Here is a 14,689-nt window from a genome sequence, read left to right as displayed (position 1 = left end):
TCGCACACGACCGCCTCAATGCGGTCCGCCACGGCAAGGGAGAGTACGCGCCACACGGCGCGCTCTGCGTTGGCGCCGGGCAAATGGGATCAAACGATCTACCAAGATACGCACCCTCCACCCCGAAAAGCAAACCGGGGCCGTTACCGCAGCTCGGCGGCCCCTTCCCCCCTCTGTGCTCCCCCGCCTACACCGGCGCCCCCGCCTCCGGCGCCGGCTCGCGCTGCGCCAGCTGCGGTCCGGTCTCCTCATGTGCCGACGAGGACGGCTCCGCGACCGTCGGCTCGGGAGAGGTCGGCGGTTCCGGCGACGGCGGGGGCGGTTCCGGGTCCGGGGTGGTGCGGGTGGGGGTCGGCTCCGGTGGCGGCGGTGGCGGGTCGCCCGGCTTGACGGTGTGGCCGGGCTTCGCCGGTGCCGAGGCCGACGTGCTCGCCCGCGGCTCCTGCGCCGAACCCGACGGCTCGGGCGTCTCACCCGGCGCCGCCGAGCGGCCCTTGCCGTCCTTGCCGCGCACGGCCTCCGCGCCGCCCGCGGCACCGCCGCCCGCGACGCCACCGCCGGACACGGCCGCCCCTCCGTCGGGTGCCTCGCCGCCCCGCGGTCCCGCCGAGTGCGACGGCCGGGCCCGGTCGCCGTCGTCGTCACCCACGCTCATACAGCCGGCGGCAGCGGCGACGGCCACGACGGTGGCGGCCAGGCGGACGGGTACGTACAAGGGGCGCACGGGAGCCACCTCCGAGGCGGGGTGATGGAGTCAACGTGCCCAACTCCCGCCGCCCACAAGAGGACACGCGCCCTGTTACCCGTATCCCAGAGCGTGCAGCCGGGCGTCGTCGATCCCGAAGTGGTGGGCGATCTCGTGCACGACCGTGATCTCGGTCTCCACGACGACGTCCTCACGTGTGTCGCACATCCGCAGCGTCGGCCCCCGGTAGATGGTGATCCGGTCCGGCAGCACCCCGGCGTACCACTCCCCGCGATCGGTCAGCGGCGTCCCCTCGTACAGCCCGAGCAGCTCGGGATCGTCGGCGGGCGGTTCGTCCTCGACGAACACCGCGACGTTGTCCATCAGCCGCGTCAGCTCCGGCGGGATCCGGTCCAGCGCCTCGGCGACCAGTTCTTCGAACTCCTCGCGCGTCATCTCCAGCACAGGCCCCATTGTCCGGTACGACACCCCCGTACGAGACCCCCGCCACCATCCGCGTACGACCCGCTGGGCGCCCGCATATCCACCCGCGGGCATGGGCATACGGGACCAATGGCCCGCGTCCCCGCTGCCGTCCGGAACACGATGAGCCGTTTCCTTCGAAGCATCCGCCGTCCTCGAACCGCCACCGACCCCGAACTCCTCGCCCCGCCCGCCAACCGCTGGACCCGAGCCCTGGGGCTCATGGCCGTCGTCCTGCTGGGCGCCTGGCTGGGGCTGCTGGTCGTCGGAAACGTCCGGGTCCCGGTCGGACCGATGGACACGACGATGACCCTGCGCCCGTCCGCCACCGGCGGCACGAAGATCAACGTCTCCCCGCTGGGCGCCCTGCACCTGGACAGCCATATCGCCCCCGTCCGGCTGGACGTGAACGTCGACCAGCTCGACCCGGACCGCTCCCAGGCCCTGGTCGACCACCCCGAACGCCTCTCCGGCCTGCAGGACGAGGTCGCCCGGGACGTCGGCCACGGCGCCCTCGACCTGGCCGTGCGCTCCTGCGTGGCCGTCGTCGCCGGCGCGACCGCCCTCGGCCTCGTGGTCTACCGCCGCCCGCGCCGCGCCCTCGCGGCCGGCGGCCTCGCGCTCACCCTCCTGGCGGCCTCGGGAGCGACGGCGTACGCCACCTGGAACCCCAAGTCGGTCCTGGAGCCGAGGTTCTCGGGCCTGCTCTCCTCCGCCCCCTCCCTGGTCGGCGACGCCCGCAGCATCGTCACCGAATTCGACGTCTACCAGCAGGAGTTGGCGCGCCTGGTGACGAACGTGACGAAGCTGTACGACGCCACCTCCACGCTCCCCGCCTACCGGCCGGACCCCACCACCATCCGCGTCCTGCACGTCTCGGACATCCACCTCAACCCGGCGAGCTGGAAGATCATCGCCTCGCTGGTGGATCAGTACGAGGTGAACGTGATCGTCGACTCCGGCGACACCATGGACCACGGCACGTCGGCGGAGAACGGCTTCCTGGACCCGATCGAGGACCTGGGCGCCCCGTACGTCTGGGTCCGCGGCAACCACGACTCCCGGATCACCCAGAGCTACCTGGAAGGCCTGAAGAACGTGCACGTCCTCGACGACGGCCGCGCGGTCTCCGTCGCGGGCCTGCGGTTCGCGGGCATCGGCGACCCCCAGTTCACCCCCGACCGCACCAACAAGCCCGGCGCCGAGGCCTCCCAGGAGCTGGCCGGCGCCCGCCTGGCCACCGCCCTGCGCGACCAGCGTGCCGCCGGCACCCCGGTGGACGTGGCCGTCGCCCACGAACCGCAGGCCGCCCGCCAGACGGACGGCGAGGTTCCACTGGTCCTCTCGGGGCATCTGCACCACCAGGAGATGGAGGTGCTGCCCTACGGCACCCGGCTGCGCATCGAGGGCTCGACCGGCGGCAGCGGACTGCGCGCGGTGGAGGGCGAACACCCCGACCCGATCGAGGCGTCGATCCTCTACTTCGACCGCGACACCCGCCGCCTGCAGGCCTGGGACGCCATCCGCCTGGGCGGTCTCGGCCTCACGACGGCGGAGGTCAGCCGCCACCTGGTGGAGGAGAACCAGCCGGGCGCCACCGGCTCCCCGACTCCGTCCCCCACCCCGTCCGGGGAACGGTCCGGAGAACGGAGTCCGTAAACCGTTTTGGCGATCCATCCCGCCATCCCATATGCTTCTCACGTCCCCGACGCGCTGAGAGGCGCCCAGGCGGGCCGATAGCCCTCATCGTCTAGCGGCCTAGGACGCCGCCCTTTCAAGGCGGTAGCACGGGTTCGAATCCCGTTGGGGGCACCAGCGAAGACGTACATGAACCCACTCCCCGTGCGGGGGTGGGTTTTTTGTATGCGCCAACTTCCGCGACCGCCCCGACCGCCCCGTCACGCGTGCTTGCGCAGATGCGCCGTCACCTGCATGCCGACCGCCGGGGACAGCCGCCCGGGCGGTACGTCGAAACCGAGCTCCCGGGCGAGCGTCGCGCCCCGCAGGTCGAACGCGGCCTCGGTGAGGTGGGCCAGCGTGTCCACGGCGGCACGGGTACGGCGCAGGCCGGTGACGAAGACGGCGGCCGCGACGGGCAACGCCGGCCACCACCACACGGCCAGCGGCACGACCAGCAGGCCCCAGCCCGCGAGCGCCACGGCCGCGTCGAGTTCGGTGCGGGCGGTGCGCAGGGCGTTCTGCTCGGAGTCGGTGAGGACCAGCCACAGCCGGGGCCAGGCGAACACGACGTCGAGCCGGTACCAGCCCCACACCCGGGCGTCCACCGCGCCCAGCCGGTCCCCGGCCCAGACGGGATGGGCGGGCGGCCGCAGGGAGACGGCGTTGCGACGGGCCGCCAACGCGTCCAGCCGGGCGCTGTCCGCGGCCGACGGCCGGTCGCCGACCCGGTCCAGCTCCTCCCGGTACGCCTCGTCGGCCGCCGACCACCGTTCGGCCCGGGCAGCCGTACGCCGCTGCGCCAACCGACCCAGGCCGCGCGGCCAGGGCTCGAACCACAGCCGCGCCAGCACCGCCGCGGCCCCCCGGGCGGCCAGCCCGGCGGCGGCCGACAGCAGCGGCAGCACCACGATCACGAACAGCCACACCGACGAGATGCCCCGGCCGACCAGCGGGCCGCCCGGTTCCAGCAGGCCGGTGAGCCGGCCCGGGTCCGCCCAGTGCGCGTGCCCCAGCCGGTACGCCGCCGCCGCGCCCGCCACGTACAGCAGTCCCGGCAGCACCAGCAGCGCCATCCAGCGCTCGACGTACCTGCGGCCCAGCTCGACCAGTACCGCGTTCATCGCCCCGCCGCCCGTCAGCCGAAGCGCAGCGGGCTGTCGTGCAGCGCGCACACCGGCAGGTCGTCGCCGGGGCGGGGCAGCTCGGCGCGGCGGCAGGTGCCGAGGGGGCAGCGGTAGCGGCCGTGCGCGACCCGGCCGGAGTGGTCGACGCCGGGCAGGTCGACCAGGCCACCGGGCGGTTCCACGCCGGCCAGGTCCGGCGGCACCGCACGGGCCGTCCCGGACCCCAGCAGCTCCAGCAGGCCCAGGTCGCGCAGCCGGTCGGTGACCGGCTCACCGCGCCGCGCCGCCGCCAGGGTCTCCTCCAGCGCCTGACCGTCGCCGGTGTCCGCCGCGACCGCGCGCAGCGCGGGAAGTTCCCGGCACAGCGCGCCGAGCAGCTCCGCCGTCTCCACGAAAGGCTCTCCTCCCCCAGAGAGTTGATGGACCATCATGATGCCCTGAACGGACACCGACAGCGGCGGCCGACGGGGGCGGACCATGCGGGAGGACATCGGCTGGGCACGGGCGGAACTGCTCGTCGAGCGGCTGGGGCAGCGGCTGGAGTCCTTCTGGGCCGAGGGCGTCCGGGACGCGGTGCTGGACCCCGAGGCGGTGACCGAGGCGGACGAACTGCGCGCGTACGTGCTGCGGACCGGGGACGGGGAAGGCGGCGGGCCGCTGTACGTGCTCGACCGGTCGGTGGTGGCCGCGATCGCGCATCTGCACTACGCCCGGTGCCTGGTCATCGGCCCGGACAGCCCGCAGGCCCGGCCCGAGGTGCAGCTGACGCTGATGCTGTACGCGGTGGTCGCCCGGTTCACGCCCGACGAGGTGCCGGAGGATCTGCGGCCGACGGTGGCCACGCTGCCGGCGTTCGAGGCGGTGGACGTGGACGAGACCGCCGACCGCGCCCTTGAGCTGCTCGGGCGCTGGCAGAGCGCGTCGGACGCGGCCGCGCTCCAGGAGGCGGTCACCTCGTGGCAGGAGCTCGCGGAGGTGCTGCCCGCGTCCCACCCCGGACGCGCGATGCTGCTGTCCAACCTGTGCGCGGGCCTGCGTTTCCGGTACACGCTGCACGGCGTCGAGGCGGACCTGGAGGAGTCCGCCGACATGGGCTTCAAGGCCGTACGCCGGGCCGCGCCCGACGACCCGAACCGGGGTATGTACTACACCAACCTGTCCGGAACGCTGACCCTGCGCTACGCGCTCCGGCACGACCCGGCCGACCTGGAGGCCGCCGTCGACACCGGACGGCAGGCGGTACGGGTCGCGCCCGAGCCGCACGCGCTGTTCCACTCCAACGCGGGCCTCGCGCTGCTGGAGCGGTACGAGCGGAACGCGGCGGCAAAGGACCTGGACGCCGCGACCGAGGAGTGCCGGGCCGCCGTACGGCACGCGCTCCCGGACGATCCGCAACGGCCGATGTACCTGTCCAACCTGGGGCGCGCACTGGAGAAGCGGTACGTCCGCTTCCGGCAGGCCGCGGACCTGGACGCCGCCCTCACGGCGGCGCGCCAGGCCGTGGCCGACTGCCCACCCGCGCATCCGGGCCGGCACGGCTTCCTGCTGGCCCTCGGCCAGATCCTTCGGACCCGGGCCAACCTCACCGGGACGGACGCCGACCTCGACGCCGCCGTGGACACCGCGCGCCAGGCGGTGGCCGCCATGCCCGACACCGGCCCCGACCGGGGCGAGACCGTCGAGAACCTGAGCCTGGCCCTGCGGCTCAGATTCGACCGGCGGCAGCGGCGGGCGGACATCGACGAAGCCCTGTCACTGCTGCGGGACCCCACCCACGGCGACGACATGCACCACCTCTACAACCTGGCCCGGGTCGAACTCGCCCGCTTCCGGCAGACCGACGACCCCGCCGACGCCGACGCCGCGATCACCGCCGCCCGGCGCAGCGCCGACGCCGCGTCCGGCAGCCACGAACAGGGCGTACCGCTCAGCCTCCTCGGCGAGGCCCTGCTCGCCCGGGCGACCCGCACGAACTCCCCGGCCGACACCGAAGCGGCGATCACCGCCCTGACCAGGGCCCGCACCCTGCTCGCCGGCTACCACCCCACCGCCCTCAGCTTCTGCCTGTCCGAGCTGGGCCTCGCCCACACCCGGCGCTTCGAGACCACGACGGACCCGGCCGACCTCGACCGGGCGATCGAGGCCTTCCACGACGCCATCCGGCACAGCCCCGACCACCCGGACCGGGTCGTCGACGAGTCCCACCTCGGCGGCTCCCTGCTGCTGCGCTACAGCCGTACCAACTCCCCCGACGACCTCGCCGAGGCGCTGGTCTGGAACCGCCGCGCCGCCGACCGGATCACGGACGTCGGCGACGAGCACGCGGGCCAGGTGCTGTTCAACCTCGGCCGCACCCTCCAGGCGGTCTACCAGCAGAACGACGACCTCACCGCCCTGGACGAGGCCGTACGGCGCCTGGACGACGCCCTGCGCGCCCGACGCCGCGGCCCGGCGGACCACGCCAAGGGGCTGTCCAACCTGGGCGCCGCCCTGCGCGTCCGGGCCGAACGGCTCGGCGGCCGCGCCGACCTCGACCGCGCCGTCGACCTCAGCCACCAGGCGGTCGCGGCCCTCCCCGCCGACCACCCGGACCGCGCGATCTACCTGTCCAACCTGACGACGACCCTGCTCGCCCGCTACATCTCCTACGGCGCCCAGCAGGACCTGACCGACGCCGTACGGGCCGGCCGGGAATCCGTCGAGGCGACCGCGCCCTCGGACACCGGCCCCCTGGTCGTCCACCTGACCAACCTGGGTATCGCCCTGCGACGCCGGTACGAGTGGTCGGGCGCCCTCGACGACCTGGACGAGTCGATCGAGGCGTGCCGGGCCGCCCTACGCGCGCTGCCACCCGGGCACGTCGACGAGTCCCTGCACCGCAGCAACCTCGCCGTGGCCCTGATCTCCCGGTACGGGCGCACCGGCGTGCCCGCCGACGCCGACGAGGCCGTCGAGGCGGCCCGCGCGGCAGCCGACAGCGTCCCCGACGACCACCCCCAACGCGCCACCCACCTGTCCAACCTTGCGCTCGCCCTGCGTGCCCGCTCCGACGGCCGGGACAGCCCGGCCGACGCCGAGGAAGCCATCGACCGGCTCCGGCACGCCATCCGCCTCTGCCCCGCCGGACACCCGCAGCGCCCGCTCCTGCTGACCAACCTGTGCACCGCGCTCCTGGCCCCCGACCGCGACGACCCGGCCGCCGTGGCCGAGGCGGCCGGCGCGGCCCGCACCGCCCTGCGAGCCACCCCCGAGGACCACCCACAACGCGCGTCGAGCCTGTCCACCCTCGGCCAGACCCTGGTCGTCCGCGCCCGGCTGGACGACGACCCGGGCGACCTGGCCACCGCATTCGACCTGTTCCGCCAGGCCACCACCATCGCCACCGCCCCCGCGGCGGTCCGCTTCCGCGCCGCCCGCGCCTGGGCCGTGGCGGCCACCGTCGCCGGCGAGTGGCACGAGGCGCTGGACGCCTACCGCGCCGCCATCGCCGAACTCCCCCTGCTGGCCTGGCACGGCCTGGACCGCCGCGACCGCCTCGACGCCCTCGGCCACGCGGCGGGCGTGGCCGGCGAGGCGGCCGCCGTCGCCCTCAACACCGGCCGCCCCCACGAGGCCCTGAGGCTGCTGGAACAGGGCCGCGGCGTCCTCCTCGCACAGGCCCTGGACGCCCGCGACGACATGACCGACCTACGGGACCGGGCCCCGCACCTCGCCGACCGCGTCCAGGAGATCCGCGCCCGCCTGAACCAGCCCCCCACGGACACCGCAGACACCCGCGCCCAACGAGCGGCAGCAGAGCAGCGCCGGGAACTCGCCCAGGAAATGGACGACTTGATGGCCCGCGTCCGGGAGCTGCCCGGCCTGGAGGACTTCCTCCGGCTCCCCTCCCTCGAACGGCTCCAGTCCGCCGCCGCACACGGCCCCGTGGTCGTCGTCAACACCAGCACCGTGCGCTGCGACGCCCTCGTCGTCACCCGCACCGACGTCCACACAGTCCCGCTCCCCGACCTGCGCCTCGCCGAGGACGACGGCCTGATGGACCGCACCGAGGCCCTCCTGGACGCCCTGTCCGCCATCGGCCGCTCCCCGGCCGACACCTGGCGGGCCCAGCGCATCCTCACCCGCACCCTCGCCTGGCTCTGGGACACGGTGGCGGCCCCGGTCCAGGCCGCCCTGCCGAAGGACACCCGCCGCCTCTGGTGGTGCCCCACCGGCCTGCTCACCCTCCTCCCCCTCCACGCGGCAGGCCACTACACCGGCCGAAAAGGCCCGTCCCTCCCCGACCACTACATCTGCTCCTACACCACAACCCTCCGAGCCCTGGCCGCCGCCCAGACCCGCCCTACCCCTCCCGCCACCCCCCACATCCTGGCCGTGGACCAGTCCGACACCCCCGGCCTGCCACCCCTCCCCCACGCCGCCGCAGAAGTACGACGACTGTCGAAACGCATCCCCCGCACCACAGTCCTCTCAGGCCCCCAGGCAACCCGCCAAAAACTCCTGAACACCCTCCCCACCCACCCCTACCTGCACTTCTCCGGCCACGGCACCCAGGACCCCACCGACTCGGCCGGCGGCGCCCTCTACCTCCACGACCACGAACAGTCCGGCCCCCTCACCGTCGCGGACATCTCCCGCCTCCGCCTCACCGACGCCCAGCTGGCCTTCCTCTCGGCCTGCGAAACCGCACGGGGCGCCGCGGCCGTGCCCGACGAGGCCGCCCACCTCGCCGGCACACTCCAGCTGGCGGGCTTCACCCACGTGGTCGCCGCCCAGTGGGCCGTGGACGACGCCTGCGCCCTGAAGGTGGCCGACACCTTCTACGCCGGCCTGACCACCCCCGACCACCGCATCACCCCGGACCAGGCGGCCCAGGCCCTCCACACCGCCGTCCAGCGCCTGCGCCGCGAGAACAGCGATCCCCTCTGGTGGGCGGCCTACGTCCACACCGGCCCGTGACGCGGAATTAACCGGTACGGGCCACCATCCACCCTCTGATATGCTGATCCAGCGACATCGGGCACCAAGAAAGTGCAGGTCAGCCACCGGGAAGCCAAGTCCCGGCGGATTTCTTCCACTGGTTTTGGAGACCCACATCGCCGTGTGCGACACTGTCGTACGCAACAGCCTGGTCCTGTGGAGCAGTTTGGAGTGCTCGCCACCCTGTCAAGGTGGAGGCCGCGGGTTCAAATCCCGTCAGGACCGCTCGGGGTTCCACAAACCCCGTGGCTGGGTAGCTCAGTTGGTACGAGCGTCCGCCTGAAAAGCGGAAGGTCGCCGGTTCGACCCCGGCCCCAGCCACAACAGCCCTAGCAGGGCGAGAGCCCCTCTCCGGCGAGATCGGAGAGGGGCTTTCTCATGCGGTTCTTCATAAGGTTCTTCATGCGGTTCTTCTTACGGTGCGGTGCTTACCCCCACCCGCACCCGTAGCAATTGGTTCGCCAGTCGTTCGGACGAGGTGCGATCCTGGACCGCGTATGTCTACGCATCCCGCCCCCGCCCTCGGCGCTCTCGCGCCTCGCCTGACCGAGCTGTCGCTGCGCGACGCGCACCGGCTCGGGCGCAGGCTCGAAGGCGCGCGCAAGATCCGTAAGCCGGAGGCCCGGGCCGCCGTACTCGCCGAGATCGAGGCGGAGGTCGCCCAGGCCGCGGAGCGGATCGCCGAGCGACACGCCCGCGTACCCGGGGTCAGCTACCCCGAGCAGCTGCCGGTCAGCCAGAAGAAGGACGAGATCGCCGCCGCCATCCGCGACCACCAGGTCGTGATCGTCGCCGGTGAGACCGGGTCCGGCAAGACCACCCAGATCCCCAAGATCTGCCTGGAGCTGGGGCGCGGCGTGCGCGGCATGATCGGGCACACCCAGCCCCGCCGGATCGCCGCCCGCACGGTCGCCGAACGCGTCGCCGAGGAACTCGACACCCCCCTCGGCGAGGCCGTCGGCTGGAAGGTCCGCTTCACCGACCAGGTGAACCCGGACGCGACCTTCATCAAGCTGATGACCGACGGGATCCTGCTCGCCGAGATCCAGACCGACCGCGAGCTGCGCGCCTACGACACGATCATCATCGACGAAGCCCACGAGCGCTCCCTCAACATCGACTTCCTGCTCGGCTACCTCGCCCAGCTGCTCCCGAAGCGCCCCGACCTCAAGGTCGTCATCACCTCGGCCACCATCGACCCCGAGCGCTTCTCCCGGCACTTCGGCGACGCACCGATCGTCGAGGTCAGCGGGCGGACGTACCCGGTGGAGGTCCGGTACCGGCCCCTCCTCGAAGAGGACTCCGACGACGCCGACCGCGACCAGATCACCGCGATCATCGACGCCGTCGAGGAACTCCAGGGCGAGGGCCAGGGCGACATCCTGGTCTTTCTCTCCGGCGAGCGCGAGATCCGGGACACCGCGGACGCCCTCACCAAGAAGCAGTACCGCTTCACCGAGATCCTCCCCCTGTACGCCCGCCTCTCCCACGCCGAGCAGCACCGCGTCTTCCAGCCGCACACCGGACGCAGGATCGTTCTGGCGACCAACGTCGCCGAGACCTCCCTCACCGTCCCGGGCATCAAGTACGTCATCGACCCCGGTTTCGCCCGGATCAGCCGGTACAGCCATCGCACGAAGGTGCAGCGGCTGCCCATCGAGCCGATCTCCCAGGCCAGCGCCAACCAGCGCAAGGGCCGCTGCGGACGGACCAGCGACGGCATCTGCATCCGCCTGTACGGCGAGGAGGACTTCGAGGCCCGCCCGGAGTTCACGGACGCGGAGATCCTCCGTACGAACCTCGCGAGCGTCATCCTTCAGATGACCGCCGCCGGGCTCGGCGACATCGAGAAGTTCCCGTTCATCGACCCGCCGGACCACCGCAACATCCGCGACGGCGTCCAACTCCTGCAGGAACTGGGCGCGCTGGACCCCGCCCAGAAGGACCCGCGCAAGCGCCTCACGGACACCGGCCGCAAGCTCGCCCAGCTCCCGGTCGACCCGCGCCTGGCCCGCATGGTCCTGGAGGCCGACAAGAACGGCTGTGTCCGCGAGGTCATGGTCATAGCCGCCGCGCTGTCCATCCAGGACCCCCGCGAACGCCCCGCCGACAAGCAGGCCCAGGCCGACCAGCAGCACGCCCGTTTCAAGGACGAGACCAGCGACTTCCTCGCCTACCTCAACCTGTGGCGTTACATCCGCGAACAGCAGAAGGAGCGCGGTTCGTCGTCCTTCCGCCGGATGTGCAAGCAGGAGTACCTGAACTTCCTGCGCATCCGCGAATGGCAGGACATCTACTCCCAGCTGCGCACGGTCGCCAAGCAGATGGGCATCCACCTCAACGATGACGACGCCCCCGCCGACCGCGTCCACGTCTCCCTCCTCGCCGGCCTGCTGTCGCACATCGGCATGAAGGACGTGAAGGACGGCAACAAGAACGAGTACCTGGGCGCCCGCAACGCCAAATTCGCGATCTTCCCCGGCTCGGCCCTGTTCAGGAAGCAGCCGCGCTTCGTGATGTCCGCCGAGCTGGTGGAGACCTCCCGGCTGTGGGCGCGCGTCAACGCCAGGATCGAACCGGAGTGGGTCGAACCGCTCGCCGGGCACCTGATCAAGCGGACGTACAGCGAACCGCACTGGGAGAAGGACCAGGCCGCGGTGATGGCGTACGAGAAGGTCACGCTGTACGGCGTGCCGATCGTCGCCCAGCGGAAGGTGAACTACGGCCGGATCGACCCGGAAGCCTCCCGGGAGCTTTTCATTCGCAACGCGCTGGTCGAGGGCGACTGGCGCACGCACCACAAGTTCTTCGCCGACAACCGGAAACTCCTCACCGAGGTCGAGGAGTTGGAGCACCGGGCCCGCCGCCGGGACATCCTGGTCGACGACGAGACCCTCTTCGACTTCTACGACCAGCGCGTCCCCGAACACGTGGTCTCCGGCGCCCACTTCGACTCCTGGTGGAAGCGCAAGCGGCACGAGCAGCCCGACTTCCTCGACTTCGAGCGCGAGATGCTCATCCGCGAGTCGGCGGAGGCGGTCACGAAGGCGGACTACCCGGACTCGTGGCGCCAGGGCCCGCTCAAGTTCAAGGTGACCTACCAGTTCGAGCCGGGCACGGACGCCGACGGCGTGACCGTCCACGTCCCGCTGCAGGTCCTCAACCAGGTCACCGGCGAGGGTTTCGACTGGCAGATCCCGGGCCTGCGCGAGGAGCTGGTCACGGAGCTCATCCGTTCCCTCCCCAAGCCGATCCGCCGTAACTACGTGCCCGCGCCGAACTTCGCGAAGCGGTTCCTGGACACGGCCGTCCCGCTCCAGGAGCCCCTCACCACCACCATGGCCCGCGAGCTGAAGCGGATGGTCGGCGTGCCCTTCACCGCCGACGACTTCGACTGGGCGAAGGTCCCCGACCACCTGCGGATCACCTTCCGGATCGTCGACGAACGGCGCCGCAAGCTGGCCGAGGACAAGGACCTGGAGGCGCTGAAGCTCCAGCTGAAGCCGAAGGCCCGCAAGGCCCTGTCGCAGGCCGCCGCGGCCACCGCGGAACGCCGGGGCGGCGAGTCCGTCGAGCGCAAGGGCCTCACGGACTGGACCATCGGCACTCTCACCCGCGTCTTCGAGACCCGCCGGGCCGGCCAGCCGGTGAAGGCGTACCCGGCGCTCGTCGACGACGGCGACACGGTCTCCGTACGCCTCTTCGACACGGAGGCGGAGCAGGCCGAGGCGATGTGGAAGGGCACCCGCAGGCTCATCCTGCGCAACATCCCGGTCAACCCGGCGAAGTTCGCGAGCGACCGCCTGACCAACGCCCAGAAGCTCGCCCTCTCCGCCAATCCGCACGGCTCCGTCCAGGCCGTGTTCGACGACTGCGCGATGGCGGCGGCGGACCAGCTGATCGCGGACTTCGGCGGGCCGGCGTGGGACGAGGAGTCGTATCGCAAGCTGTACGACAAGGTGCGCGCCGAGATCGTCGACATGACGGTGCGTACGGTGGGCCAGGTGCAGCAGGTCCTCGCCGCCTGGCAGGCCTGTGAACGCCGTCTGAAGGCCGTACGCAGCCCCGCGCTGCTGCCGAACCTCCAGGACGTGCGCAAGCAGCTGGACGCCCTTGTGAAGCCCGGCTTCGTGGCGGAGACGGGTCTGAGCCGTCTGCCGCACCTGATGCGCTACCTGGTGGCCGCGGACCGCCGCCTGCAGCAGATGCCGACGAACGTCCAGCGGGACACCACCCGCATGGCGAAGGTCCACGAGATGCAGGACGAGTACGCGTGGCTGCTGGAGCAGATGCCGCAGGGGCGTCCCGTCCCCGCCTCGGTGCTGGACATCCGCTGGATGATCGAGGAGCTCCGGGTCAGCTACTTCGCGCACGCGCTGGGCACGGCGTACCCCGTGTCGGACAAGCGGATCGTGAAGGCGATCGACGCGGCCGTGCCGTAACGGAGCCCGCACGCTAAGTGAGTTCGACCAGGCGGCCACGCTCCTGTACAGTCTCTTCTCGCAGCGCAACGCAGGAATCGCGCCGCGAAACCTGGTCCTGTGGAGCAGTTTGGAGTGCTCGCCACCCTGTCAAGGTGGAGGCCGCGGGTTCAAATCCCGTCAGGACCGCATCCGGTGAGAGAGCCCGGGTTCTTCGGAACCCGGGCTCTTTCGTATGCGCTCCACGCCTCCTTGACGGCGTCACATTCGGTCGGTACTCAGAAACCAGGGCAACCCGCCCGCAGGGCCCCCGGAGGTGGCGTATGGCGGCATCGGCGAGGCACGAGACGCGGGCGCTGCTGCGTGCGCATCTGTCGGCCGCGTCGTCGTACCGGCATCACACCCGGCACTGCCCGGTCTGCCACCGGCTGCTGCGGCTCGCCATGGACTCCGCGCCGCGAGCGACGGACGCCGCCGAGGAGGAGGGCGCCGATGAAGAGCGCCCCACCGACGCATGACGCCATGCCCCCGCACCCTCAACTCCCTTACCGCACATAGGCCAGAGGCAACAACCACACTGGCATGTGACGGGAGTCACCGCATGAGTTTCTGAAACGGCGGTACTTACCCATCCCCTACAACAAGTCAATTTAATATGTGCAATTGCACTACCCCGAGGGGTTCCCTCACAGCAGCTCCGACACCCCTCCCCAGAGTCCGACAAGCCCGCCCACAGCCTGGGCATTCCGCGCACAAAAAAGATCGCGCTGGACCCGGCGGAGTCCAGCGCGATCGACGACGCACCCTGTCAGTTGCCTGAGGACCGTGGGCGAGGGCTCTGTTGGGGCAGAACCCGCGTCGCTTGGAGCTTGGTTTCGGACGCCTCGGCAGGTTGGGGGACCGGCCGGTTTGTCCGGTTATTCAGTTGTTCAGGCCTCGCTGCGCTGCTGCGGGATGCCCGCGAGCAGAGCGCGGACCTCGGCCTCGCGGTAGCGGCGGTGCCCGCCGAGCGTGCGGATGGAAGTGAGCTTGCCGGCCTTCGCCCACCGCGTGACCGTCTTCGGGTCGACGCGGAACATCGTGGCGACCTCAGCCGGGGTCAGCAGCGGCTCGGCATCAGGGGTGCGAGCGGTCATGAGCGGCCTCCTCGGGAGAACCGAACCTTCTCGGTTCTTTCCTCTAAATTCTGCACCTTGACCCGCGTTGCCCGAAATGGCGGACGCGAGTCGAGTCGGTTATAGGACGAACGGCTTGTCCTCGGCACTACAACTACACCATCTGTCCAGCCGCGTCGGCCAAACCGATGGAATTGCCCT

The 14,689-nt window shown here is 71.7% G+C and carries 9 protein-coding genes and 4 tRNA genes; 8 read left to right on the top strand and 5 right to left on the bottom strand.

Annotation, left to right across the window (positions count from 1 at the left end):
• Positions 1-187: 187 nt before the first annotated feature.
• Positions 188-724: a hypothetical protein gene (locus I2W78_RS20565; protein WP_196461741.1), complete on the bottom strand. Its 537-nt coding sequence runs from the start codon at positions 722-724 to the stop codon at positions 188-190.
• 75 nt (positions 725-799) lie between these two features.
• Complete coding sequence (locus I2W78_RS20560) at positions 800-1,150, bottom strand: metallopeptidase family protein (RefSeq protein WP_196461740.1); 351 nt, start codon at positions 1,148-1,150, stop codon at positions 800-802.
• A 141-nt stretch (positions 1,151-1,291) separates the two neighbouring features.
• Here I2W78_RS20560 and I2W78_RS20555 point away from each other — a divergent pair, with 141 nt between their 5' ends.
• Together I2W78_RS20555 and I2W78_RS20550 are read left to right on the top strand one after the other, a co-directional pair.
• Positions 1,292-2,827, top strand: coding sequence for a metallophosphoesterase family protein (locus tag I2W78_RS20555; protein WP_374222684.1), 1,536 nt, complete (start codon positions 1,292-1,294; stop codon positions 2,825-2,827).
• 80 nt (positions 2,828-2,907) lie between these two features.
• A tRNA-Glu gene (locus I2W78_RS20550) sits at positions 2,908-2,983 on the top strand.
• Positions 2,984-3,066: 83 nt separating this feature from the next.
• Here the strand turns inward: I2W78_RS20550 and I2W78_RS20545 are convergent.
• Both I2W78_RS20545 and I2W78_RS20540 read right to left on the bottom strand, forming a co-directional pair.
• The gene (locus I2W78_RS20545; RefSeq protein WP_196461738.1) at positions 3,067-3,969 is read right to left on the bottom strand and encodes a hypothetical protein; all 903 of its coding nucleotides are present in this window, start codon (positions 3,967-3,969) and stop codon (positions 3,067-3,069) included.
• Between the two features lie 14 nt (positions 3,970-3,983).
• Positions 3,984-4,364: a hypothetical protein gene (locus I2W78_RS20540; protein WP_196461737.1), complete on the bottom strand. Its 381-nt coding sequence runs from the start codon at positions 4,362-4,364 to the stop codon at positions 3,984-3,986.
• Between the two features lie 85 nt (positions 4,365-4,449).
• Here I2W78_RS20540 and I2W78_RS41180 point away from each other — a divergent pair, with 85 nt between their 5' ends.
• The 6 genes from I2W78_RS41180 to I2W78_RS20510 all read left to right on the top strand — a co-directional run bounded on the left by I2W78_RS41180 (position 4,450) and on the right by I2W78_RS20510 (position 13,891).
• Entirely contained in the window at positions 4,450-8,931 is a 4,482-nt protein-coding gene (locus I2W78_RS41180) for a CHAT domain-containing protein (protein WP_196461736.1), read from the top strand.
• Positions 8,932-9,102: 171 nt separating this feature from the next.
• Positions 9,103-9,177 (top strand) — tRNA-Asp (locus I2W78_RS20530).
• 22 nt (positions 9,178-9,199) lie between these two features.
• Positions 9,200-9,273: transfer RNA gene (locus I2W78_RS20525), tRNA-Phe, on the top strand.
• 176 nt (positions 9,274-9,449) lie between these two features.
• Entirely contained in the window at positions 9,450-13,394 is a 3,945-nt protein-coding gene (gene hrpA, locus I2W78_RS20520; protein ID WP_196461735.1) for an ATP-dependent RNA helicase HrpA, read from the top strand.
• 93 nt (positions 13,395-13,487) lie between these two features.
• Positions 13,488-13,562: transfer RNA gene (locus I2W78_RS20515), tRNA-Asp, on the top strand.
• 134 nt (positions 13,563-13,696) lie between these two features.
• Entirely contained in the window at positions 13,697-13,891 is a 195-nt protein-coding gene (locus I2W78_RS20510) for a DUF6274 family protein (RefSeq protein ID WP_196461734.1), read from the top strand.
• A gap of 411 nt (positions 13,892-14,302) precedes the next feature.
• Here I2W78_RS20510 and bldC read toward each other — a convergent pair whose 3' ends face one another.
• A complete protein-coding gene (gene bldC, locus I2W78_RS20505) occupies positions 14,303-14,509 on the bottom strand; it encodes a developmental transcriptional regulator BldC (protein WP_003949541.1) in 207 nt (68 codons plus the stop codon).
• Positions 14,510-14,689: the final 180 nt, after the last annotated feature.

Source organism: Streptomyces spinoverrucosus, from assembly GCF_015712165.1.
GTDB lineage: Bacteria > Actinomycetota > Actinomycetes > Streptomycetales > Streptomycetaceae > Streptomyces > Streptomyces spinoverrucosus_A.
This window is presented reverse-complemented; position numbering and strand designations above follow the sequence as displayed.

Coding starts and splice junctions, on each gene's coding strand:
- I2W78_RS20545 (WP_196461738.1), bottom strand. CDS start 3,969: ATGAACGCGGTACTGGTCGAGCTGGGCCGCAGGTACGTCGAGCGCTGG.
- hrpA (WP_196461735.1), top strand. CDS start 9,450: ATGTCTACGCATCCCGCCCCCGCCCTCGGCGCTCTCGCGCCTCGCCTG.
- bldC (WP_003949541.1), bottom strand. CDS start 14,509: ATGACCGCTCGCACCCCTGATGCCGAGCCGCTGCTGACCCCGGCTGAG.
- I2W78_RS20555 (WP_374222684.1), top strand. CDS start 1,292: ATGAGCCGTTTCCTTCGAAGCATCCGCCGTCCTCGAACCGCCACCGAC.
- I2W78_RS41180 (WP_196461736.1), top strand. CDS start 4,450: ATGCGGGAGGACATCGGCTGGGCACGGGCGGAACTGCTCGTCGAGCGG.
- I2W78_RS20510 (WP_196461734.1), top strand. CDS start 13,697: ATGGCGGCATCGGCGAGGCACGAGACGCGGGCGCTGCTGCGTGCGCAT.